The 21,753-nt window shown below is 50.8% G+C and carries 20 protein-coding genes, 3 tRNA genes and 1 CRISPR repeat array; of the genes, 19 read left to right on the top strand and 4 right to left on the bottom strand.

The features are described from left to right. The first annotated feature begins 27 nt into the window (after nt 1-27). The 9 genes from DEP07_RS25455 to DEP07_RS25415 all read left to right on the top strand — a co-directional run bounded on the left by DEP07_RS25455 (nt 28) and on the right by DEP07_RS25415 (nt 8,042). Nucleotides 28-103, top strand: a tRNA-Gly gene (locus tag DEP07_RS25455). A gap of 21 nt (nt 104-124) precedes the next feature. Next, nucleotides 125-198 (top strand) — tRNA-Cys (locus DEP07_RS25450). An 8-nt stretch (nt 199-206) separates the two neighbouring features. After that, nucleotides 207-288: transfer RNA gene (locus DEP07_RS25445), tRNA-Leu, on the top strand. A 255-nt stretch (nt 289-543) separates the two neighbouring features. Then, on the top strand, nt 544-1,371 hold the full coding sequence (locus DEP07_RS25440; protein WP_287103201.1) for a helix-turn-helix transcriptional regulator: 828 nt from the start codon (nt 544-546) through the stop codon (nt 1,369-1,371). Between the two features lie 175 nt (nt 1,372-1,546). Next, entirely contained in the window at nt 1,547-3,292 is a 1,746-nt protein-coding gene (locus DEP07_RS25435) for an ABC transporter ATP-binding protein (protein WP_173598231.1), read from the top strand. A 262-nt stretch (nt 3,293-3,554) separates the two neighbouring features. Further along, on the top strand, nt 3,555-4,400 hold the full coding sequence (locus DEP07_RS25430) for a helix-turn-helix domain-containing protein (RefSeq protein ID WP_122962664.1): 846 nt from the start codon (nt 3,555-3,557) through the stop codon (nt 4,398-4,400). Between the two features lie 70 nt (nt 4,401-4,470). After that, nucleotides 4,471-5,460, top strand: coding sequence for an ABC transporter substrate-binding protein (locus DEP07_RS25425; protein ID WP_122962665.1), 990 nt, complete (start codon nt 4,471-4,473; stop codon nt 5,458-5,460). Nucleotides 5,461-5,518: 58 nt separating this feature from the next. Further along, nucleotides 5,519-6,568 carry an NAD(P)/FAD-dependent oxidoreductase gene (locus tag DEP07_RS25420; protein ID WP_122962666.1) on the top strand — a complete coding sequence of 350 codons (1,050 nt, stop codon included), beginning with the start codon at nt 5,519-5,521 and terminating at the stop codon, nt 6,566-6,568. A 142-nt stretch (nt 6,569-6,710) separates the two neighbouring features. Next, a complete protein-coding gene (locus tag DEP07_RS25415; RefSeq protein WP_287103200.1) occupies nt 6,711-8,042 on the top strand; it encodes a purine/pyrimidine permease in 1,332 nt (443 codons plus the stop codon). 15 nt (nt 8,043-8,057) lie between these two features. On the opposite strand, the gene DEP07_RS25410 is transcribed toward DEP07_RS25415, so the two are convergent. Next, nucleotides 8,058-8,729, bottom strand: a complete 672-nt coding sequence (locus DEP07_RS25410) for a B3/B4 domain-containing protein (protein WP_287103199.1) — start codon at nt 8,727-8,729, stop codon at nt 8,058-8,060. A gap of 157 nt (nt 8,730-8,886) precedes the next feature. On the opposite strand from DEP07_RS25410, the gene rnhA reads away from it, so the two are divergent. The 4 genes from rnhA (at nt 8,887) to DEP07_RS25390 (ending at nt 12,302) form a co-directional block, all read left to right on the top strand. Then, on the top strand, nt 8,887-9,327 hold the full coding sequence (gene rnhA, locus DEP07_RS25405) for a ribonuclease HI (protein ID WP_173600078.1): 441 nt from the start codon (nt 8,887-8,889) through the stop codon (nt 9,325-9,327). Continuing rightward, entirely contained in the window at nt 9,324-10,520 is a 1,197-nt protein-coding gene (gene queG, locus DEP07_RS25400) for a tRNA epoxyqueuosine(34) reductase QueG (RefSeq protein WP_287103198.1), read from the top strand. The genes rnhA and queG overlap by 4 nt, the downstream gene beginning before the upstream one ends. A gap of 144 nt (nt 10,521-10,664) precedes the next feature. Next, nucleotides 10,665-11,213 (top strand): methylated-DNA--[protein]-cysteine S-methyltransferase, encoded by a 549-nt coding sequence (locus DEP07_RS25395; protein WP_173598237.1) that lies wholly within the window; start codon nt 10,665-10,667, stop codon nt 11,211-11,213. A gap of 114 nt (nt 11,214-11,327) precedes the next feature. After that, nucleotides 11,328-12,302 (top strand): amidase domain-containing protein, encoded by a 975-nt coding sequence (locus DEP07_RS25390; RefSeq protein WP_287103197.1) that lies wholly within the window; start codon nt 11,328-11,330, stop codon nt 12,300-12,302. A 7-nt stretch (nt 12,303-12,309) separates the two neighbouring features. Here DEP07_RS25390 and DEP07_RS25385 read toward each other — a convergent pair whose 3' ends face one another. Then, nucleotides 12,310-13,017, bottom strand: a complete 708-nt coding sequence (locus DEP07_RS25385; RefSeq protein ID WP_281868959.1) for a ferric reductase-like transmembrane domain-containing protein — start codon at nt 13,015-13,017, stop codon at nt 12,310-12,312. A 166-nt stretch (nt 13,018-13,183) separates the two neighbouring features. Between DEP07_RS25385 and trmL the strand changes: the two genes are divergently transcribed. From trmL to DEP07_RS25370, 3 genes are all read left to right on the top strand, one after another. After that, nucleotides 13,184-13,654 carry a tRNA (uridine(34)/cytosine(34)/5-carboxymethylaminomethyluridine(34)-2'-O)-methyltransferase TrmL gene (gene trmL, locus DEP07_RS25380; protein WP_122962673.1) on the top strand — a complete coding sequence of 157 codons (471 nt, stop codon included), beginning with the start codon at nt 13,184-13,186 and terminating at the stop codon, nt 13,652-13,654. A gap of 71 nt (nt 13,655-13,725) precedes the next feature. After that, entirely contained in the window at nt 13,726-14,454 is a 729-nt protein-coding gene (locus DEP07_RS25375) for an HAD family hydrolase (protein WP_173600074.1), read from the top strand. A 151-nt stretch (nt 14,455-14,605) separates the two neighbouring features. Next, nucleotides 14,606-15,154, top strand: a complete 549-nt coding sequence (locus DEP07_RS25370; protein ID WP_173600073.1) for a hypothetical protein — start codon at nt 14,606-14,608, stop codon at nt 15,152-15,154. 272 nt (nt 15,155-15,426) lie between these two features. On the opposite strand, the gene DEP07_RS25365 is transcribed toward DEP07_RS25370, so the two are convergent. Beyond that, a complete protein-coding gene (locus DEP07_RS25365; RefSeq protein ID WP_122962676.1) occupies nt 15,427-15,630 on the bottom strand; it encodes a hypothetical protein in 204 nt (67 codons plus the stop codon). Nucleotides 15,631-15,996: 366 nt separating this feature from the next. Here DEP07_RS25365 and DEP07_RS25360 point away from each other — a divergent pair, with 366 nt between their 5' ends. From DEP07_RS25360 to DEP07_RS25350, 3 genes are all read left to right on the top strand, one after another. Then, nucleotides 15,997-17,895, top strand: a complete 1,899-nt coding sequence (locus DEP07_RS25360) for a PrkA family serine protein kinase (protein ID WP_063229640.1) — start codon at nt 15,997-15,999, stop codon at nt 17,893-17,895. Nucleotides 17,896-17,993: 98 nt separating this feature from the next. Continuing rightward, nucleotides 17,994-19,151 (top strand): sporulation protein YhbH, encoded by a 1,158-nt coding sequence (gene yhbH / locus DEP07_RS25355; protein WP_122962677.1) that lies wholly within the window; start codon nt 17,994-17,996, stop codon nt 19,149-19,151. Nucleotides 19,152-19,325: 174 nt separating this feature from the next. Then, nucleotides 19,326-19,859: an NAD(P)H-dependent oxidoreductase gene (locus DEP07_RS25350; RefSeq protein WP_242772514.1), complete on the top strand. Its 534-nt coding sequence runs from the start codon at nt 19,326-19,328 to the stop codon at nt 19,857-19,859. Nucleotides 19,860-20,343: 484 nt separating this feature from the next. After that, nucleotides 20,344-21,102: a CRISPR direct-repeat array (repeat unit 36 nt; unit sequence GTTCGAAAGCTTAGTGGAGAGCTTCGGGGTTAGCAC). A 244-nt stretch (nt 21,103-21,346) separates the two neighbouring features. Here DEP07_RS25350 and DEP07_RS25345 read toward each other — a convergent pair. Further along, a complete protein-coding gene (locus DEP07_RS25345) occupies nt 21,347-21,466 on the bottom strand; it encodes a putative holin-like toxin (RefSeq protein WP_229049831.1) in 120 nt (39 codons plus the stop codon). Nucleotides 21,467-21,753: the final 287 nt, after the last annotated feature.

Genomic DNA, 21,753 nt, shown 5'->3' with positions numbered 1-21,753 from the left:
AAATCCTAGTACCCCAGCCATTTATATGCGGACGTAGCTCAATTGGTAGAGCGTCGCCTTGCCAAGGCGAAGGTCGCGGGTTCGAGACCCGTCGTCCGCTCCATTTTTCATCAACTCTATACGTGGAGGCATAGCCAAGGGGTAAGGCACGGGTCTGCAAAACCCTTATCCCCGGTTCAAATCCGGGTGCCTCCTCCAACTTAATTGCCGGTGTGGCGGAATGGCAGACGCGCGCGACTCAAAATCGTGAGGGAAACCGTGGGGGTTCAAGTCCCTTCACCGGCACCATCTATGTAATCAAGCTCTAAGGAAGCACTTCCTTAGGGTTTTTTGTTATGGATAAGCTTGATTCAGAAAAAGAGATCAACTAACGGAGGAGGCTACACTTTGCATATCCTCAATAATTGAAAATGATTATCATTATCTATTATAATATACGAGAACTGAAATTTTCACAAGGGGTAAATTTAAAAATGTGCTAGGCAGGATGCTACTGAATAAAGGCGGGCCTCCTCAGCCTCATTTATAGCAGGTGGGTTGGAAATGGATAAAAGAGAAGTTGGACGGTTAATCGATTACTATGCAAAAGAGTCGATGACGATCATGAGTGTGTCACTGGAAGAGCGCCAGCCGGGTATGAAGTATTTTGGCGGGCGGACAGGCTTGCACTCCGGTTTTATTTTTCCGCTATCCGGGAACGCAAAGATGTGGTTTGACGGTATGGAATATGACATGGAGCCAGGAATGGTCGTGCATGCCGGCCCGAATATGCGATTGGATCGCAAGGTGATCGGAGACAAGAAGTGGTCATATATTCTCGTGCTTTATCAGGTTGATCATGAGAAAACAGCAGACCAGTACAACTTTGCTGAGAAGCATTACATGCTGCGCCTCGTTGAGCAAAGTGTGCCATTGCAGGAAAAGCTCAGACATTTGGAACGATTTTGGAGCAGTCCAGGGGATTTGTACAAGCTGCGTGTCAAAGAGCTATGGTACGGAATCCTCAACGAGTTGTTTGCGCTTGTCCAGCACAGTGAAAAAGACGAAGGACGCCTGCTTTTGGAACGGTTGCTTGATTACATTCATGATCATTACATGGAGAATCTGAGTATCAATCGGCTTGCTGAGTTGCACCAGATCAATGTCAACAGACTGGCTTATTTGTTTCAAAAGCATTTGAAAATCAGTCCAGGCGAGTATTTGAACAGGTACAGACTCAACCAGGCGAAAAATTTACTGAATATATTTCAAAATCAGATGAGCATCAAGGAAGTTGCACAAAGGACGGGTTTTGCTGATCCGCTGTATTTCAGCAAGCGCTTCAAAAAATATACGGGGCTATCTCCGAGCGAGTTTCAGTGCGATTCATGAATATTCCATGCGTATTCATGAATGTGCCATTTTCTTTCAGTGGACTCGTTGCTATACTATGTGTGCGATTGATTATCATTATTATCTGACAGTGACTTATCCCATCTGCCACTCGCATTGGCTCGCACAAGTGATAATCAAATAGCATGGAAATACCAAGGAGGGGGTACAGCTTTTGATTCGACGATTTTTCTCCTATTATCGACCATACAAATGGTTGTTCATGCTTGATTTTGGCTGCGCCATTATCGCCGGGCTTCTGGAGCTGGCGTTCCCGGTAGCCGTGAATGCCTTCATTGATGACCTGTTGCCAGGCGGCAAATGGGGATTGATTGTGTGGGCATCGCTCGGATTGCTTGCCCTGTACGTAGTGAATACCCTGTTGATGTACATCGTCAACTATTGGGGGCATATGCTGGGGATTAACATTGAGACGGATATGCGGCGAAAGTTGTTTGCACACATCCAGAAGCTCTCGTTCCGTTTCTTTGACAATTCGAAGACAGGGCACCTGATCGGACGTTTGACCAACGATATGAATATGATTGGCGAGATGGCGCACCACGGACCGGAAGATTTGTTTATCGCGATCATGACTCTTGTCGGTTCATTTGCGTTGATGCTGTCTATCAACTGGAAGCTTGCTGTGCTGACCTTTGTCGTCGTGCCAGTTATTATTTGGGTCGTCGTTCATTTCAACAAAAAGATGACGCAGGCGATTCATCAGCTTTTCCGTGACGTTGGAGACTTTAACGCTCGTATCGAGGACAGTGTAGGCGGCATTCGGGTCGTCAAGGCATTTTCCAACGAGGCGCATGAAGAAAAGCAGTTTGCCGTCAACAACGGACGTTTCCGCCTGACCAAGTTAAGCTCGTACAAACTGATTGCCAAAAACGGATCGATCAGCTATATGATGATGCGTTTTGTCACTTTGTTCGTCATGGTCTGCGGAACGTGGTTTGTCATTCAGCAAGAGCTTTCCTATGGAGAGTTTGTCGGATTTTTGCTGCTGACCAACGTGTTTTTCCGCCCGATCGAGAAAATCAATGCGATCGTGGAAAATTATCCGCAAGGCTTTGCCGGGTTCAAGCGCTATACGGAGCTATTGGATACAGAACCGGATGTAGCGGACGCCGCAGATGCAGTGGAAATGCAGCCATTCCAGCATGAAATCCGCTTTGATCGCGTTTCTTTTGGCTACGATGGCGAAAAAAGAGTGCTCAACGGCGTAAATCTGGTGATTCACAAAGGGGAAACCGTCGCATTCGTGGGTCCGTCTGGCGCGGGGAAAACGACCCTTTGCAGCTTGGTGCCGCGTTTTTATGAAGTCGAGGAAGGCTCCATTTCTGTCGATGGCATCGATATTCGTCAGGTGACACAAGAATCGTTGCGCAGACAAATCGGGATTGTGCAGCAGGATGTGTTCCTGTTTACAGGTACGATTCGCGAAAACATTTTGTACGGCAAGCTTGATGCGAGCGAAGAGGAAGTGTGGGAAGCAGCGCGCCGAGCGCGACTGGACGAATTTATTCGCGCCCAGGAGCAAGGAATGGACACTGTCATTGGCGAGCGGGGCGTGAAGCTGTCTGGGGGGCAAAAGCAGCGGCTGGCGATTGCCCGCATGTTCTTGAAAAACCCGCCGATTCTGATTTTGGACGAGGCTACTTCCGCACTGGATACGGAGACAGAGCTGGCGATTCAGCAATCGCTGTCCGAGCTGTCCAAAGGCCGCACGACACTGGTAATCGCCCACAGGCTTGCGACCATTAAAGATGCCGATCGGATTGTCGTGGTGACGGAGCAAGGTATCGTCGAGCAGGGACATCATCGGGAGCTGGTCGACGCAGGCGGTGTATACAGCCGCTTGTACCAGGCACAGTTTGGAGTATTGAAAGACTTGGAAGTCGCGAGCCAACAGTAAAAGAGCAGCCGTGTCGTCTGAAACCGTGCTCGATGCGATTGTCTGTCAATGGGCAAGATCGAAGCGATGAAGCGGACACTTTTTACGGAATGGAAAAGAATGAAGTTGAAACCGATAATAAGATTGATTATCAATTTCAATAAAAGTATGATTAATTAGTGTGTCTTTAGCAGGATGAATGCGATTGCTTGTCCCAAAAAAGCGGAGTAGACGCGCACATTGAGCAGTAGCACTTGATTGCAAAAGGTGTGTGAAAGGAAAGATGGACATCAACAAGCTTGCCGAGCATTTTGCGCGTACCTCATTTCGAGTGGAGCAAGTATGTCGTTATGTGCGCGGGCCAGGGAAGAGCTGTGATGATTATACGGAGCCTTTTCCGGGATTTGTTTTTCCGCTGCGGGGCAAAGCCAATTTTGATTTCAGCGGCAAAGTGTACACGCTGACTCCAGGGAACGTGCTTCACGGTGGCGCGCGAATGCCGCTGAATCGAAGCGTCCTCGGCGATACGAAATGGGAATATTTACTCGTTTTATACCGGATCGTTGCACCGGAGCCGTCTGGCTTTTGCCTGCCGAACATGCATTTTCAGCTACACCCGGGGCAAAGCCCCCGCCTCCTGGAATTGCTGGAGCTATTGTGGCGCTCATCGAGAGAACCGGGCGGAATCCAGGCTTTTCAGACGGAAACGCTCTTCCGCTGCGTTCTGGAGGAACTGTTTGTCTGTGTCCGCAACCAAAGCAATGACGGAGAACAAGCGCTGTTTGAGCAAGTATCGAAGTACATACACGAGCACTATATGGATGGGCTGAGCGTACGTGCTTTGGCTGAACTGAATGATATTAATGAAAACCGTTTGTTCTATGTGTTCAAAAAATACACGGGGATGGGACCCGGCAAATATTTGATGGCCTATCGTCTCAATCGGGCGAAGGAGAGCCTGCTTGCGAATGACGCACCGATCGGCGAGGTGGCGAAAAGCGTGGGCTATGCCGATGCCTTGTACTTCAGCCGGATCTTCAAAAAGCAGGTGGGCCTCTCTCCAGCCGAATTTCGCGGAAGGTTCAGGAATAATCCATATGGATTTCAGGATGGCTCCATTCCTATCTAAAATGCGTTTTGCTACACTGACCGTAGTTTGATCGGTCAAGCAAAACTCACGTTATATCGGAGGAGACAGAATGAAAATACTCACAAGATTATTCGTAGCGATTGTCCTTTTGGCAGGTATTTTAGCGGGGTGCGCTGGAACGCCAGAGCCTGGCAATAATCAAGCAGGAGCAGGAACACCACCGGCAAAGGCGGATGAAGCCAAGCAAGAAACGGGACAATGGCCGAGAACATACGTAGACGCACTTGGCCGCGAAATCGTGTTGGAAAAGAAACCAGAGAAAGTCGCGCTCTTATTCTTCCGTAACTTCGAGCATATGTTTTTGCTGGAGGAAACTCCTGTAGCCGCTACAGATTTGAATGTTCTGGATGATTGGGAGTCACTCGCTCCCTACAGATCGAGCAAAATCACCGATATCGGTTCCATGACGAGTCCGAACCTGGAAAAGCTGCTCGAAGTCGGGCCAGACCTGATTATTATGGTGTCGGGCCGCTATGGCAGCTATGGCGATAAATTGGAGAAGATCGCTCCGGTTATTACGGTAGACAGCAATGAAAACAACTGGCAGAAAGCTTTGCGGGAATACGGCAAAATCTTCGGCAAAGAGCAAAAGGCAGAAACAGAAATTACCCGGATCGAGACATTGATCGCGGATTCCAAAGAGCAATTGAAGAAATTCAGCGACAAGACGTTTGGTGTCATCATGCTGGGAGAAAAGCAATTTTGGGGCTTTACGACGCAATTTATTTTCAACAAGGAAACCGGCCTTGGCTTGCAGCCGCCAAGCAAATACGTCGACATGTCGTCCAAAGGGGAGCAGATTTCCCTGGAAGGATTGGCGGCGATGAACCCTGACTATATGTTCGTGTCTGATATCGGCGGCTCTTCGAAAAAATTGCAAGGCTATCTGAAAAATTTGGAAGGCGACTCCGCATGGAACTCGCTGAATGCAATCAAAAACGGACATATGTACGCGTTAGACAGTTCGATCGCAGCAGGCGGGCCGCTGGGAATCGAGTTGGGAGTCAAGACCATTGTGAAAAATATGCTGGCACAATAGAAAACGCTACTGCCTCTTTTGGCAGCGCAAGAAGTGCCAAAAAGGAGAGAAACGAACTATGAATCAAGCAGAATTGTTTGACGTTACGATTATCGGCGGAGGGCCAGCAGGACTTTTCGCTTCCTTTTACAGCGGCTTGCGGGAAATGAAAACAAAGGTCATTGAATATCAGCCAAGACTGGGCGGAAAAGTCCACGTTTATCCGGAAAAAATGATTTGGGATGTCGGCGGCCTGACGCCTACGCTGGGCGAAAAGCTGATCGAGCAGCTGATTCAGCAAGGCTTAACTTTCGATCCAACCGTCGTGTTGGGGCAAAAGGTGGAGCGGATTGCCCGGGATGAGAACGGCGTGTTCATCCTGCACACTTCGGCTGGGGAGCAGCATTATAGCAAAACCGTCATTTTGGCGATCGGCGGGGGAATTTTGGAGCCGCAACGGATCGACTTGGAAGGCGCGGAGAAATTCGAAGTATCCAACCTGAGCTATACCGTCAAATCATTGCGCCGCTTCAAGGACAAAACCGTGATCATTTCCGGGGGCGGCAACTCCGCAGTCGACTGGGCGAACGAGCTGGAGCCAATCGCTAAAAAAGTGTACCTGACCTATCGCAAAGAAGCGCTGTCCGGTCATGAGGCACAAGTGACGCAGTTGTTGAACAGCTCGGCAACATGCTTTTTCAACACGACGATTACCAAGCTGATCGCGTGCTCCAACCAGGAAAAAGTCGAGCGGGTGGAATTGACTAACCACTTGACCGGAGAAGTAGAGGAGCTGGCGATTGACGAAGTGATTATCAATCACGGCTATGAGCGCGACAGATCGCTTTTGCAAAACAGTCACGTGAACCTGGAAATGGCGAATGAATACTTCCTTGCCGGAACGACAACAGGCGCTACTTCCGAGCCGGGGATTTTTGCGGCGGGAGATGTGATTTCCTACGACGGAAAAGTGCATTTGATTGCCGGAGCTTTCCACGACGCAGCAAATGCGGTCAACCAGGCGAAGCTATACATTCAGCCGGAAGCACATGAAAGCGGAATGGTTTCGTCTCACAATGAAATTTTCCAGAGCCGCAATCGCGAACTGATCAAGCAAATGATGAAATAGAGTGTCAAAACAGGGGCAGGAAATTCTCTCGGAGAGTTTCCTGCCCTTTGCATGTTTGCCAGGAAAGCAGATGATGATATTCTTAACAGTGGGCTTTTGGCATAAGCTCAGGAGCGTCGGTAAGAAAACGAGGTGAAAGGTTTTGAAGTACGGATTGTATGACAGGCCGCCCGCAGGCACGAGCATTTTGTCTGCGTTGCAGTGGATGATTGTCGCTGTCTCCAGCAGTGTTGCCGTTCCATTGATGATCGGAGACGTTTACGGCCTGAGGGCAGATGAGATTGGCAACCTGATGCAGCAGACGATGTTTTTCGTCGGTTTGGCTTCGCTGTTGCAAGTGTGGATTGGACACCGTTATCCGATGCTGGAAGGGCCGGCAGGATTGTGGTGGGGAATCTTTATCATTTTGGCTCAGTTGGGAACAAGCGTAGGACTGGCGCCGCGCGAAATCGGGCAGTCGTTTCAACTGGGGATGTGTCTGGCTGGTTTATTGTTTGTCGCATTCGGGGTGATGGGCTGGATCGGCAAACTGCAAAGATGGTTTACTCCGCTCGTATCGGGAACTTATATGATTTTGCTTGCTATTTCTTTATGCAGCAACATTTTAACCGGGATGCTTGGCATCGGCTTTCAGCATTCAAAAGAAGTGCAGCCTGGCGTAGCGCTTGTCTCTATCGGCATCGTCGCTTTGGTTGTGTGGGTGATGAGGACGAAACGATTTTCCAGCTTTGCCGTCCTGTTCGGGATGGTAGGAGGCTGGGTGCTTTACGCGGCAATGGGCTGGACGGACCCTGTACGCCCGGCTGACCAGCTGATTTCCTGGCCGACATTCTTCTTCTGGGGAGCGCCGCGCTGGGATTGGGGCGTTGTGCTGACCAGCATGCTGACGGGATTTGTCCTTTTGACGAACCTGGTAACGAGTATGGTCGTTATGGGAAAAGCGACGGAGACGGTGCCGACTGATTCGCAGTACAATCGCGGCGGGATTTTTACGGGCGTGTCTCATCTGCTTTCCGGGGTGAGCGGTGTCGTCGGGATGATTCCTCTGTCGCTTGCTGCTGCGGTGATTCAAACGACCAAGATGGCGGCCCGCCTGCCTTTTATGCTGGCTATGATCGGGATGATGCTGATCGGTTTGTTCCCGGCTGTCGCTCATTTTTTGGCGGCATTGCCGACTCCGGTCGCTTATGCGGCCATGTTCATCTCGTATACGCAGCTTCTCGGATTCGGATTGAAAGATTACGCAACGGTGAAAATGGATGAGCGAACGATCACAGTCGGCGGAAGCTCGCTTTTGATCGGGATTGGCGTGATGTTCGTTCCGGCAACGGCCTGGCAAAAGCTGCCCGCTCTGGTCAGCTTCCTGTTCGGGAACGGTCTGTTGCTCGGTGTTATCGTTTGCTTGCTGCTGGAGCACGTTGTGTTCCGCAAGCAAAAGGACCATCAGACAGAAAAAGACGGCCACGCTGCATGACGGGCCGTCTTTTTGCTAAGAAGCGACGATCGCGGTGTGAGTCAGCTCGCCGCCGTTGATTTCGGTAAACATGCGACCGACTGATCCGAGTATCTCGGCTTTTTTCTCGGCAGCAACTTGCTCGTGGAAGAAGATGACTTGCAGCAAGTTCCGGCTATGCTCGGTCACGCAAGTGCGTTTGGAATCGACAATCGGACTGCCGAAGGCTCCTTGTTCGTCCGCAAGCAGCAGCTTGCCTTCCATATGTACTTCGCGGCCGTTCAATCCTTCGTACACATCTGTTTCTTGTCCCAGACGGCAAGTTACATCGCCTGTAAGATGATCGATGTCATAAATGCCAAAGGGAAGTGCATGCAAGACGGAGAAGAAGTTATTGACGTCTACGGCACTGTTGATCCAGAAAAACGGATTGCCTTGCAACAGACGGCGAAGCAGCGCCTCGGATGACGGGCGATAGCGCGACGGGTCTATTCCCGCTTTTTTAAAAGCGCTGCGCCATTCCCGTACTCCTTCGATATCGGCAAGGCGGGACAGATCATGTTCGAGCCGCAAGCTTTCTACAAAATAGTTGATACGACCTTGCAGCATTTTGGGTGAATCGCTGACAGAAGCGCCACTGTATTGCAAAACGCCGAGGGAAAAGGCGGGAATGCGCTCGGTCACGGAAGCATCTAGCTGCACTTTCATCGTGAATCACTCCTTTTATAAAAAAATTCGCACGCGATCCGCTTTTTTTGTCAATGCTTGGAACGAAGAACAATTCTAAAGTAGTATAGCAAAATATTTTTGTGGAAGCGACTAAGCTTCGATACAATAGAAACAACAGAGGAGGTTTCCAAAGACGATGACGATGCGTGAAGTTGAGATTTATACAGACGGCGCCTGCTCTGGCAATCCCGGTCCTGGCGGCTGGGGAGCTGTGCTGATGTACGGGCAGCATATCAAGGAGATGTCAGGTGCCGAACCACATACAACGAATAACCGCATGGAGCTGCTTGCGCCGATCAAGGCGTTGGGCACGCTGAAAGAGCCTTGCAAGGTGACCTTGTACAGCGATAGCGCCTATTTGGTCAATTGTTTCCTGCAGGGATGGTACAAGGGCTGGCTGAAAAACGGCTGGAAAAACAGCAAGGGCCAGCAGGTCGAAAATCAGGATTTATGGAAAGAACTGCTTCGTCTGATGGATATCCATCAAGTAGAGTATGTGAAAGTAAAAGGACACGCCGACAACAAGTGGAACAACCGCTGTGACGAGTTGGCGACGGGAGCGATCAAACAACTGTGATTGACGAGCAAGACGTGCGCTACTGGCAACAGACGAAGCAGTCTATCATTGATTATGCCAAGGAAATCGGCATCGACAAGATTGGTTTTGCCAGCGCTGACCCTTTTTTGACACTCAAGGAACGACTGATGGAGCATAGGGAAAAAGGCTACGAATCCGGCTTTGAAGAGCCGGACCTGGAAAAGCGCACCCATCCTGACTTGCTGCTGGATGGGGCGCGATCCTTGATTTCGATCGCGCTGGCGTATCCGTCCAAGCTGGAGAATCCGCCCAAGTCCGAGCCAGGTGCTTATCGCGGAATACTGTGCCGGGCCGCTTGGGGCACGGATTACCACCACGTGCTGCGCGACAAGCTGGACAAGCTTGCCAAGTTCATAGCGGAGCTGGAGCCGGGGGCTAAAATCGAGTCGATGGTGGATACGGGCGCGCTGTCTGATCGCGCGGTCGCAGAACGGGCTGGCGTCGGCTTTGTCGGGAAAAACTGCGCGGTGATTACGCCCGAGTTTGGCTCGTGGGTTTATTTGGGCGAGTTGTTGACGAATTTGCCGTTGCCGGCGGATCAACCGATCGAGGAAGGCTGCGGCGACTGCAATATATGTGTCGACGCCTGTCCGACCGGAGCGCTTGTGCAAGGCGGACAGCTCAATGCGCAGCGGTGCATCGCATTTTTGACTCAGGTAAAAAACTTCATTCCAGACGAATTTCGCGGAAAGATCGGGAACCGCTTGTACGGCTGTGATACGTGCCAGACAGTCTGCCCGAAAAATCGCCGGATCAACAGCAACCATCATCCGGAATTTCAGCCTGATCCCGAGACAGCCAAGCCGCTCCTGATTCCGCTTTTGGAGATGAGCAACAAGGAGTTCAAGGAAAAATTCGGCCTGTCGTCATCTTCATGGCGCGGCAAAAAGCCGATCCAGCGCAATGCGATTTTGGCATTGGCGCATTTCAAGGATCGCACGGCTGTTCCTCATCTGTCGCGCCTGCTGGCCAATGATCCGCGTCCGGTCATTCGCGGTACGGCAGCCTGGGCGTTAGGGAAAATCGGGGGAGCCGAAGCGGAAGCCGCACTCTTGCGGGCGCAGGAGCTGGAGCAAGATGCAGAGGTGCAGGATGAGATTGCAAAAGGAATGAGCCTGCTGGCGAAGCAAGAAAAGCAGGAAAAGCAAGATCGACAGCCGGAAGCGAAATAAAGCGAGTTGCCGAGCTTCACCGTAAAGCAATTTGCCAAGCTTGCTTGTCACGCTGATTTTCTATCCGATCTGGTTGCATCCGAGCAGCCAAAAAGATGCTTGTTTGCATGGAAAGGCACAGGAAAGAAAGGGAGAGGATGTACGATGGCAAAAGAATTGGGCTATACCACGATGGAATCGCCGATTGGGCCGCTGCTGCTCGCTTCGACTGAGGAAGGCTTGTGCTATATCGACTTTGCGAATGAAGAGGAAGGATTGCCACGTCTCGTCAGCTGGTGCAAAAAGACGTTTATCGGAATCACTCCGACGAAGAACGAAGCGAGCAACGAGCAAGCCAGGCTGCAACTGGAGCAGTATTTTGCTGGCGAGCGTACATCATTTGAGCTTCCTATCGTTCTGTACGGCACGCCTTTTCAAAAAACGGTGTGGAATGAGCTTGTGAACATCCCGTACGGGGAGACGCGCTCCTACAAGGATATTGCCGTCGCCATCGGTGCCGCCAAAGCGGTGCGGGCGATCGGGGGAGCGAACAACCGTAACCCGATCCCTGTCATTGTTCCTTGCCATCGGGTTGTCGGGGCGAATGGCGCGCTGGTCGGATACGGAGGCGGGTTATCCATCAAAGAATATTTGCTGTCGCATGAAGAAGGCCCGCTTTTCGCCCATTCGACTTCCAATCCAGCTGTCCGCTAGTACGGATGGCTTTTCTTTTCTTCTGAATGCCGTGTCCTTGACATATTCTGTTCGTGAGATGCCAGACGGAGCGGAATGCGGAGGGCAAAAGCGCGGGAAGAGGGGGAGCGGCAGATGGAATGGCGAACGTTTGTTAAGGAATACTTCGATGCGGTTCACCATGCCTGGTTGGACGGTCAGCTTGAGCGGCTGCGGCCTTTTTATATGGGAAAAGAGCATTTGCAAGCGGAAGAATGCGGCTGGGTGAACCGCGCATATGAGCAAATGCACAAGCGGGGGGCGAAGTTGTTGCAGGTAAAAGGCCGTGTAGCCCCGACCTGTTGGCTGGAGACGGCAGGTGCTGTGGACATAACCGTTTTCTGGACGGGAAAGCGGTGGTATCTGCTCCAAGGTCGCCTGCATGAAGAAGCGAGTAATCGGCTGCTTCAGCTTCGCCTGGACAAAGCGACAGGACAGTGGGAGATTGTCGGTACGAGGGAGCGGAGAGGCGATCCAAAGAGCGAGCGGGCAGAAGAGATCATGCTGCGCCGATCCGAATTTGCATCTGCCTACGAAGACGCTATGGCACAACCGCTGCTCGTCGTGCACGGGGCGGGAGGCTACCAGCCGGAAAAGGCAGTCGCGTACGCCGAGCGGTACTGGAATACGACGAATCCCGCATACCCTCGCTTTACAGACGACTGCACGAATTTTATTTCGCAATGCCTGTATGCCGGGGGCATTCCCATGCTAATGTCCAAGGAAAAAGGCAAGGGCTGGTGGATTCGCACCGGAAAAAGCGCTGACTGGAGCTACAGCTGGACGGTGGCTCACAGCTTGTATTTGCTGCTGAAATCAGGAGGCCCGCCGATGCGCGCCGTCGCCAAGCCATCGGCTGCCGACCTCGTGCCGGGCGATATCATTTGCTACGATTTCAACGGGGATGGGCGCTTTCAGCACAATACGATTGTCGTTGCCAAGGACGCCAATCAAATGCCGCTGGTCAACGCCCACACGACAGACAGCCGAATGCGCTACTGGGCTTATGAAGACTCGACCGCCTATACGCCGCAGATGCGTTATGCCTTTTTTCACATCAGGGGCGTGTAAACAAGCTTTAGCGTCGGCGTTTGCGCACAGTTTGCATAAAAGAAACGCTGCGGGCGAGCCAGATGATGGCGGCGAAGACGAGCAAGTCGGAGAAGCTATGCGGCTCTCCTTTGATGGATTGCACATAGATCAGGCCGTGGAACAACACGAGAAGAAACAGCCATGGATTGGACAGATGCAACCTTTTCCATGAGGAGCCGCCCAACCATTTTTCTGCGCGATTGGACGATGTACACATGAGGGCCAGCAACAGGCCAAAAGCGATCGCCCCCAAATAGTTGGCGACACCGGAAAAGCTCCAGTTTGGCAGGGGCCACATGCCAGAAGCGGGAGGTGTCAGCAGAAACAAGCCAAGCCATCCGCTTGCCTTGTCAGCCTGATTGCCCGTGACGATGAACAAATTTGGCTCGCCATCAAATAAGATGAGAACGAGGGCTACGTGCAAAAGTCCGGTCAGACCAGCCCAGATGCCGACATCTCTGCGAATGGACAAGCAAGCCGTTGTCAGGCGTCCAGGCAGCCACGATTTGATCGGGCCAATCAGCAAGCTAAGACCAATGAACACAAACGAGAGATAACCAGCGATCATGCTGCACGTCTCCATGGCGGGGAAAGCGGCGAAATTCGGCCACATCCAAGCCGAAGCGATCCCGACAAAGCAAAGGGCTGCTCCGTGCGTGGCGAGGCGAAGCTGCACACGATTGGTCTTGTTCATTTTCAAGCGACACTCCTTTTGCATGTAATGGATGGGTTCCAGGTTAGATGCAGGAGCCTCGCTGTTCGTTACAGGTGTCGGCCAAGTGGTCATGACGCTGACACTTTATGTATAATAGAAGAGGTTTGGATTACCCAGTTCGTCATATACAAGGAGTTTTGCCGATATGCCGTTACATATTGTTTTGCATGAGCCGCTCATTCCTGCCAACACGGGAAATATTGCCCGCTCCTGTGCAGCGACGGGCGCTCATTTGCATTTGATTCATCCGCTTGGTTTTTCGACGGAGGACCGTTACTTGAAGCGGGCCGGCCTCGACTACTGGCACGCGGTGAACATTCATCACCACGAAAGCTTTGAGCATTTTGCCGCCGCGCAGGGAGAGGGAGCCGGTACGTTTTACTTTGTGGAGACGTGGGGCGAGAAGCTGTATACGGACGTTACTTTTCGCGATGGCGACTACATTATTTTGGGCAAGGAAACGACCGGATTGCCGGAAGAGCTGACACAAAAATACCGGGAGCAAACGATTCGCATCCCGATGAGCGGAGCTACGCGTTCCGTCAACTTGTCCAACTGTGCGGCGATTGTTTTGTTTGAAGGCTTGCGGCAGATCGGTTTTCCGGGGCTTAGCTAGAGCCAGTTCATGGCAAAGCAGCTTTTCGCTCGTTGCCAAGGGCAGGTCTATGAAAAAGGGAGAGAACGCAAATGACTACGAATACGATCCTGTTTGATCTGGACGGTACGCTTCTGGAAATGCAGACCGAGCCGTTTGTCAAAAGCTATTTGGTGGAAGTGGGCAGGCACATTGGCGACAAGTACGATACCGAGAAGCTGCTCAAGCTGATTTGGGACGCGACGAAGGCGATGATTGTAAACCAGGATGCGGACAAGACGAACGAGCAAGTATTTATCGAGTATTTTACGGCGAACAGCGAGTGGGAGCGCGAGGAAGTTTGGCCGCTGTTCGATTCCTTTTACCGCGATGTGTTCCCGACACTGTCCCATCTGACTTATCCATCGCCGTGGGCCAAAAAAATTGTGGAGACAGCCAAAGCACAAGGTTACCGCGTCGCTGTCGCCACCAACCCGGTTTTTCCACGCGAAGCGATTTTCCATCGACTCGCCTGGATCGGAATGAGTGCAAACGATTTCGAGCTGGTGACGGTTTATGAAGAGTCTCATTTTACGAAGCCAAATCCAGGCTACTTCGCGGAGATTTGTCAAAAGCTCGGGGTACAGCCGACCGAGTGCATCATGATCGGCAACCATATGCAAGAAGACATGGTCGCGTCGACATTGGGCATGAAGACGTACCTGGTCACCAACTGGATGGAAGATCGCGGCGAACCGCAGTATCCGGTCGATCAGCGGGGGTCTTTGGAGGAGTTGTACCAGGCATTAACCGAGCGCACCGGAGTTTTTGCCCAAGCATAAAGACGCTGATGTCACGGTCAGCGATACGAAAAGCAGGCTGTCAGTCGCAAAAGCGGGACAAGCCTGCTTTTTCACATACTTTTCCCAAACACGTGCGGTAGGCTAGTCTATGTACCGATCATGCTTTGCCCATCAAAAGGAGGAAGTAAACGTGAAAAAATTCGTCTCGTCGATTGCTATGGCAGCATTGTTATTCAGCGGAGTTTCAGTCGTGAGTGCACAGGATAAACCAGCAGATACAACCGTTACGTACAGCAAGGAAGAAAAAGCGCAGCATCGCCTGGAAAAATGGCAAGCGTTGGCGACCAAGCTGGGCATTGCGGTGGAAGGAAAAACGGTGGAAGAATTGAAAACGGCTGTCGAGGCTGCGAAAGCGGCGAAAAAAGCTGAAAATCAGGAAAAGTGGGCAGAAAAGGCTGCCAAGTGGAGTGTGGAGACGGCAGGAAAAACTACCAAAGAAGTAAAAGCTGCTGTCCAAGAAGCAAAAGCAGCGAAGCAAGCAGAAAAAGCGGCGAAAAAAGCAGCCAAAGAAGCGAAAAAACAGGAGCAGCTCGCCAAGCTGACCGAAAAAGCAGCGAAGTGGGGCGTCGATCCTGCGGATAAGACGGCAAAACAAATCAAGGAAGAGATCGCTGCGAAAAAGGCAGAAAAAGCAGCGGAGAAGGCACAAAAGAAAGCGGACAAAAAGCCGCAGGCATAGGATGCGAAATACAATGAAAAAAGCAGGTTGCCGATTACAGGCAGCCTGCTTTTTTTCGCCTGGGAGCAACGTGCTGAAAACAGCAAATGGCTCGTTAGCTTGTCCTTACAGATTCCAGGTTTTGTCCTCGTTGTAGCCCGCTGTCAAGATGAAGAGCAGAAAAGCTGCGAAGACCAACGCTACGATAAACGTACCCATGTTGGACAGCTCCTTTCGTAAACAAACTACTCCCATTATAGCGTAGCCTGCCCACTTTGCAAACGGATTAACGATCAGGTAAGAGACAGCTTCCGGCGCTCGCTCGCAAGCTTCAGGAAAGCGCCCAAAGCAATCGGAACGCTGAGGATTTCACCTGTGTCCAGTTGCATCCCGTACACCCATTGGTACATCACGACAGCGAGGATGATCAATGTTGCGATTCCAGTCAAGTACAGTCCTTTTGTAATTTGAACAGCATGATCTTTTTGTGTGTGCATGTGTGTGGCCTCCATGGTTGTTCTATCAATAAAGTTTTTGTGTATGATTTCGGATCGATGAGTTTATTGTACAAAACAGACTAGCTTACAAACTATTGATTTAGCTTACAAAGCAATCAATCGTACCTTACATTTCCGTAATATTCCATGCGGTCAAAATGAATTTGCCTTCGTGCAAAATTTTTGTGGCAAGATTGCCGAAACTTGTGCTCATGTCTCGCATACACATATGAAAAGGCTTGATGAGCCTGTTGGCAACTGAAGAAAACGGGTTCCGCGCGAATGCGTGACCGCAGGCAGACATATACATGAGAGTACATTGTCGTTATGGAAGAGAGAGGGGCTTATGAGGGAGGAGTGTCGAACATGGACATTTTAAAACGGATCGCTGAGCACCGGGCCCGAGAAGAAAACCTGATGTGGAGAGGGACTTTCGCCGAGTATTTGCAGTTGGTACGCAAAAATCCGCAAATTGCCCAGACGGCTCATTCACGCGTCTACAACATGATTAAAAGTGCTGGTGTCGAAGAAAATGAGGATGGCACACGTTCGTACCAATTTTTCAGCCGGGAAATTTTCGGCCTGGATCGCTCCATCGAGCGGCTGGTCGAGGAATATTTCCATTCGGCGGCGCGTCGTCTGGATGTACGCAAGCGCATCTTGCTCTTGATGGGCCCTGTCAGCGGCGGTAAATCCACACTCGTTACGATGCTCAAACGGGGGCTGGAGGAGTATTCCCGAACAGAGGCAGGCGCCATTTACGCGCTTGACGGCTGCCCGATGCAGGAAGAGCCGCTGCATCTGGTCCCGCATGAGCTGCGCCCGGAAGTAGAGGAAGAACTGGGCATCAAAATCGAAGGCGAGCTTACGCCGTACAACCGCATGAGGCTGGAAAGCGAATACGGCGGACGCATCGAAGACTTCCCGGTTTGCCGCATTCTTTTCTCGGAAGCGAATCGCGTCGGGATTGGTACATTCAGCCCCTCCGATCCCAAATCGCAGGATATTGCCGATTTGACAGGCAGCATCGACTTTTCCACGATCACCAAATACGGCTCCGAGTCCGATCCTCGCGCCTATCGCTTTGACGGGGAGCTGAACAAGGCCAACCGCGGTCTGATGGAGTTCCAGGAAATGCTCAAATGCGACGAGAAATTCCTCTGGCATTTGCTGTCGCTGACGCAGGAAGGAAACTTCAAGGCTGGGCGTTTTGCCTTGATATCTGCGGATGAGCTGATCGTGGCCCACACGAATGAATCCGAGTACAAAGCGTTTATTGCCAACAAGAAAAACGAAGCTTTGCAATCGAGGATTATCGTCATGCCGATGCCGTATAACTTGCGGGTCAGCGACGAAGAAAAAATTTATTCGAAATTAATCAAGCAATCGGATCTCGGACATGTGCATATTGCGCCGCATGCGCTGCGGTCAGCTGCTATTTTCTCTATTCTTACTCGTTTGAAGGAATCGAAAAAGCAAGGAGCCGATTTGCTGAAAAAAATGCGCCTGTACGATGGCGAATCGGTGGAGGGCTTCAAGGGTGCCGATCTGGAGGAGCTGCGAAACGAGCACGCGGACGAAGGCATGGCTGGCATCGACCCGCGCTATGTCATCAATCGCATCTCCAGTGCGCTGATTCGCCGCGATACGGAGTGCATCAATGCGCTGGATATTCTCCGCGCCCTGAAGGAAGGCTTTGACCAGCATCCGTCGATTACGAAGGAGCAGCGGGAGCGCTATATGAACTTCATCTCCAGCGCCCGCAAGGAATACGACGAGCTGGCGAAAAAAGAAGTGCAAAAAGCGTTTGTCTACAGCTACGAGGAGTCTGCGAAAACGCTCATGGACAATTACCTCGACAACGTCGAAGCGTATTGCAATATGAACAAAATTCGTGACCCCGTCACTGGCGAGGAGATGGACCCAGATGAGCGCCTGATGCGTTCGATCGAGGAGCAGATCGGCATCTCGGAAAATGCCAAGCGGGCATTCCGTGAAGAAATCCTCATTCGCATCTCGGCCTACGCGCGCAAAGGGAAGCGTTTTGACTACAGCACGCACGACCGTCTGCGCGAAGCGATCGAGAAGAAGCTGTTCGCTGATCTCAAAGACGTCGTCAAGATCACGACGTCGAACAAAACGCCGGATGAGCATCAATTGAAAAAGATCAACGAGGTGACAAAGCGCCTCATCGAAGAGCACAGCTATTGCCCGGTTTGCGCCAACGAGCTGCTCCGTTACGTGGGAAGCTTGCTGAACAGGTAATTGCTTGAAGCCCGAACAGCCTGCCAAAGCACACTCACGCTTTTTATCCAGCACGTCATATTCGGCGCAGACTGCGCCAGTTGCTAGGAGGAGACGGCATGGAAGATGCACCATCGTTCATTGTCTCCCGGGAAGACTGGTCGCTGCACCGCAAAGGGTACCAGGACCAAAATCGACACCAGGAAAAAGTGAAAGAAGCGATCAAAAAAAACCTGCCCGATCTCGTAAGCGAAGAAAACATCATCATGTCAAACGGTCGGGAAGTTATCAAGATCCCTATTCGCTCCCTGGATGAATACCGATTGCGATTCAACTTCCAAAAGGGAAAGCATGGCGGTCAAGGCAAAGGAAACAGCAAGGTTGGAGATGTCGTTGCCAAAGACGGCGATCAGGCGCAAGGTCCGGGAAAAGGCCAAGGGGCTGGGGATCAGCCGGGAGTGGATTACTACGAAGCTGAAATCAGCGTCGAGGAATTGCAGGAAATGCTTTTCGCCGAGCTTGAGCTGCCGAATTTGCAGCGCAAAGACGAGGACCAGATTGTCATTGAGGAGACGCGTTTCAACGATGTCCGGAAAAAAGGGTTGATGGGCAACATCGACAAAAAGCGGACCCTGATCGCAGCGATCCGCCGCAACGCCCTCGCCGGCTACAGCGATCTGGAGCTGGGCATCAACGAGGACGACCTGCGCTTCAAAACGTGGGAAGAGATCATCAAGCCGCACTCGAACGCCGTCATCATTGCCATGATGGATACTTCGGGCAGTATGGGCGTCTTCGAAAAGTACATTGCGCGCAGCTTCTTCTTCTGGATGGTACGGTTTTTGCGCACGAAGTACGAAAAAGTGGAGATCGTCTTCATCGCGCACCATACCGATGCAAAAGAAGTGACTGAGGATACTTTTTTCTCAAAAGGAGAGAGCGGGGGAACGATTTGTTCCTCCGCCTACAAAAAAGCGCTGGAGATCATCGACAGCCGCTATCCGTCTTCGCAGTACAACATTTACCCGTTCCACTTTTCCGATGGCGACAACTTGACGTCCGACAACGAGCGTTGCGTGAAGCTGGTGAAAGAGCTTATGGACAGATGCAACATGTTCGGATATGGCGAAGTTAATCAGTATAATAGGCATTCCACACTCATGTCAGCGTATCGCCACATCAAGGAGCCGAAGTTCTTGCATTGTGTAATTCGGGAAAAGGGCGAGGTTTACAAGGCGCTCAGGACGTTTTTTGGGAAGAAGGAAGCGATGACTTGAGAGTAGGCTAGAAGAGATGATGGAAAGCCGACAGTATCCTGTGAGGGGATGCGGTCGGCTTTTTGCGTGAAATGGCTTATTATATTGGGTGCTTACGGTTTGTTAGTTTACAACTAAAGTGAAGTTTGTTATTTTATATATCTATCAAAAGTATAATAAAAAGGAGCATGCTCTGTGAAAACATTAGTCATTGTAGCCCATCCTCATCTGGATCAATCGAAAGTGAACAAAGCCTGGGTGGAAAGACTGAAGCAGGAAGCGAGCATCACGGTTCACGATTTGTATGCGGCTTACCCTACTTTCGAGATCGATGTGCAAAAAGAACAACAGCTCATGATGGAGCATGACCGGGTTGTCTTTCAGTTCCCGTTCTACTGGTACAGCACGCCAGCCATTTTGAAGCAATGGCAGGATGCTGTTTTAACCTATGGCTGGGCTTATGGCGCAGAGGGAAACAAGCTGCACAACAAAGAGTTCTTGCTGGCAATTTCTGCGGGCGGGCCGGAGCAAGCTTATGCGCGTGATGGCTATAACTTTTTCACAATCGAAGAGCTGACGACACCACTGCATGCGATGGCAAACTTGACGGGAATGAAGTATCTGGCTCCGTTCCGCTTCCATGGCGCGGGTCAAGCATCGGAGGAACAGATCGCGCACAGTGCGGGGGAGTATGTGAAGCATATTTTGAATCCTGCTTTGGCGACGTAAGGACATGCTAACGGTGTACAAGATCTCTTAGTGGAAAAAAGGGATGTGGCGGCTTGGCGGAAGGATGCAGGAAAGATGGGGGCAAATTTTTGACCGCGCTTCTCCCCGATGCGAGAAAATGGCTGATGCTAGGAGTTTACCAGTGCGGTAGTAGTTGAACTGCATTTGGAAAATATGTAAAATGAATGTATCGGTCGCATGCTAAAGGCAACAGACCGATTTCCGTGCGTGTGCCATGTAGACCCTCCACAAGTCTACTCCCACGGATAATCTCGACTTTCCACTAAGCTTTCGAAAACAACGATGCGAGCATCCTCTCAGCCCAAAAAGCTCCGGGGATGCTCGCATACGTTGGGGGAGTAAGCGCCAAGCCAGTTTGAACGACTGGAGTCTCCGTGAAATCAGGCAGAATACAACTGAGAAAATGGGCTGCTCGAAAGAGAGTGTGGGAACGCTTGCGGTTGTAGGGATTGGTAAGACAGGAGTTCGAAAGCTTAGTGGAGAGCTTCGGGGTTAGCACCAAAAATCCACGGTGCGATGACGAAAGACAGACCCAAAAGTTCGAAAGCTTAGTGGAGAGCTTCGGGGTTAGCACTTTCTTTTTTCCGGTGAGCGTTTCTTTCGCTCCATGTTCGAAAGCTTAGTGGAGAGCTTCGGGGTTAGCACCAGCAGAAGGAGGATAATATGGGGCAGTTTAACGCTTCGTTCGAAAGCTTAGTGGAGAGCTTCGGGGTTAGCACAACAATGTTAATTTCTTTGTATATATGGGATTAAGTTCGAAAGCTTAGTGGAGAGCTTCGGGGTTAGCACTTTGGAGCAGACTCTACATTCCATTTTCGACTTGATGTTCGAAAGCTTAGTGGAGAGCTTCGGGGTTAGCACCGGCAATCGATCTGAAAGTGCGGCAAGCTGGCGAAGTTCGAAAGCTTAGTGGAGAGCTTCGGGGTTAGCACGAAGGATGGCACGCAGAGCGTATGGCAAACCGTTAAAGTTCGAAAGCTTAGTGGAGAGCTTCGGGGTTAGCACCGTTTGGCATGGCTACTGGTAGCATATTTTTGTGGGCGGTTCGAAAGCTTAGTGGAGAGCTTCGGGGTTAGCACACGGCTTCATCGATCTCAACAAAATTCCGGTTGCGTTCGAAAGCTTAGTGGAAAGCTTCGAGATTAGCACTTAGCGGAATAGAAGATGAGGTAAATGAGTTCGAATCGTTCGAAAGCTTAGTGGAGAGCTTTTGGGATAGCACGTGAACCAGGAGATTATAAAGACATGTGGGGTCGCTTATTTATTTACGCCGACATGTCAAACGTGTTATGATGGAAGCAAGATCGGTTACACTTTCAACATGAAGTGTTTAATGTTTAACCAAAAGTGGACAAAATAAAAACCGACAGGGTGTTCCCGCACTCTGCCGGTAGTACAATAGACGTTCCCTCAAGGGGACGGCTCAGCTTAATAGTCGATCAGAATGACCGCCTTGGACGCCAATCTCAAGGGCGGTCATTTCTTTTGGTCAGGGCAACAACGATTGTTACAACGAGACTCAAAAGCCCAACGATAAAGCCGCCGAACTGGAGCATAAGTGTAAGCATTTCGTGAGTAATTGCCACGTTCCCACCTCCCCTCGCTTCCGACATGGGAGATGAGCCGACCACCCTTGAGAGCCGTGTCTAATGTACTTGCCCATATTTTACTATGAGATTTCGGGTAAAGCCATTTTTATCTTGCAGGATCTTCTACGATCTTCCATGATCTTGTAAAATCACGATCCAATCTGTTTCAGACGATTATTTTTCTAACAAACTCCAGGGGTTCATATGGGGGGCGTGACATCATCATAGTTGATCTGTATTTGGAAAGTATATAAAATAAACGTATCGGTCGCATGCTAAAGGCA

Origin of the sequence: Brevibacillus sp., assembly GCF_003521185.1 — a bacterium.
Taxonomy (GTDB): Bacteria; Bacillota; Bacilli; order Brevibacillales; family Brevibacillaceae; genus Brevibacillus; species Brevibacillus parabrevis.
Note: the sequence above shows the minus strand (reverse complement) of the source record. Positions and strands in the feature narration are given on the sequence as shown.

What these genes read in the sequence shown, in the direction of transcription:
- trmL (WP_122962673.1), top strand. Translation starts at nt 13,184, where the DNA reads ATGCCGTTACATATTGTTTTGCATGAGCCGCTCATTCCTGCCAACACG.
- DEP07_RS25365 (WP_122962676.1), bottom strand. Translation starts at nt 15,630, where the DNA reads ATGCACACACAAAAAGATCATGCTGTTCAAATTACAAAAGGACTGTAC.
- DEP07_RS25430 (WP_122962664.1), top strand. Translation starts at nt 3,555, where the DNA reads ATGGACATCAACAAGCTTGCCGAGCATTTTGCGCGTACCTCATTTCGA.
- DEP07_RS25360 (WP_063229640.1), top strand. Translation starts at nt 15,997, where the DNA reads ATGGACATTTTAAAACGGATCGCTGAGCACCGGGCCCGAGAAGAAAAC.
- DEP07_RS25395 (WP_173598237.1), top strand. Translation starts at nt 10,665, where the DNA reads ATGGCAAAAGAATTGGGCTATACCACGATGGAATCGCCGATTGGGCCG.
- DEP07_RS25375 (WP_173600074.1), top strand. Translation starts at nt 13,726, where the DNA reads ATGACTACGAATACGATCCTGTTTGATCTGGACGGTACGCTTCTGGAA.
- DEP07_RS25385 (WP_281868959.1), bottom strand. Translation starts at nt 13,017, where the DNA reads ATGAACAAGACCAATCGTGTGCAGCTTCGCCTCGCCACGCACGGAGCA.
- DEP07_RS25420 (WP_122962666.1), top strand. Translation starts at nt 5,519, where the DNA reads ATGAATCAAGCAGAATTGTTTGACGTTACGATTATCGGCGGAGGGCCA.
- DEP07_RS25425 (WP_122962665.1), top strand. Translation starts at nt 4,471, where the DNA reads ATGAAAATACTCACAAGATTATTCGTAGCGATTGTCCTTTTGGCAGGT.
- DEP07_RS25440 (WP_287103201.1), top strand. Translation starts at nt 544, where the DNA reads ATGGATAAAAGAGAAGTTGGACGGTTAATCGATTACTATGCAAAAGAG.
- DEP07_RS25410 (WP_287103199.1), bottom strand. Translation starts at nt 8,729, where the DNA reads ATGAAAGTGCAGCTAGATGCTTCCGTGACCGAGCGCATTCCCGCCTTT.
- rnhA (WP_173600078.1), top strand. Translation starts at nt 8,887, where the DNA reads ATGACGATGCGTGAAGTTGAGATTTATACAGACGGCGCCTGCTCTGGC.
- DEP07_RS25390 (WP_287103197.1), top strand. Translation starts at nt 11,328, where the DNA reads ATGGAATGGCGAACGTTTGTTAAGGAATACTTCGATGCGGTTCACCAT.
- yhbH (WP_122962677.1), top strand. Translation starts at nt 17,994, where the DNA reads ATGGAAGATGCACCATCGTTCATTGTCTCCCGGGAAGACTGGTCGCTG.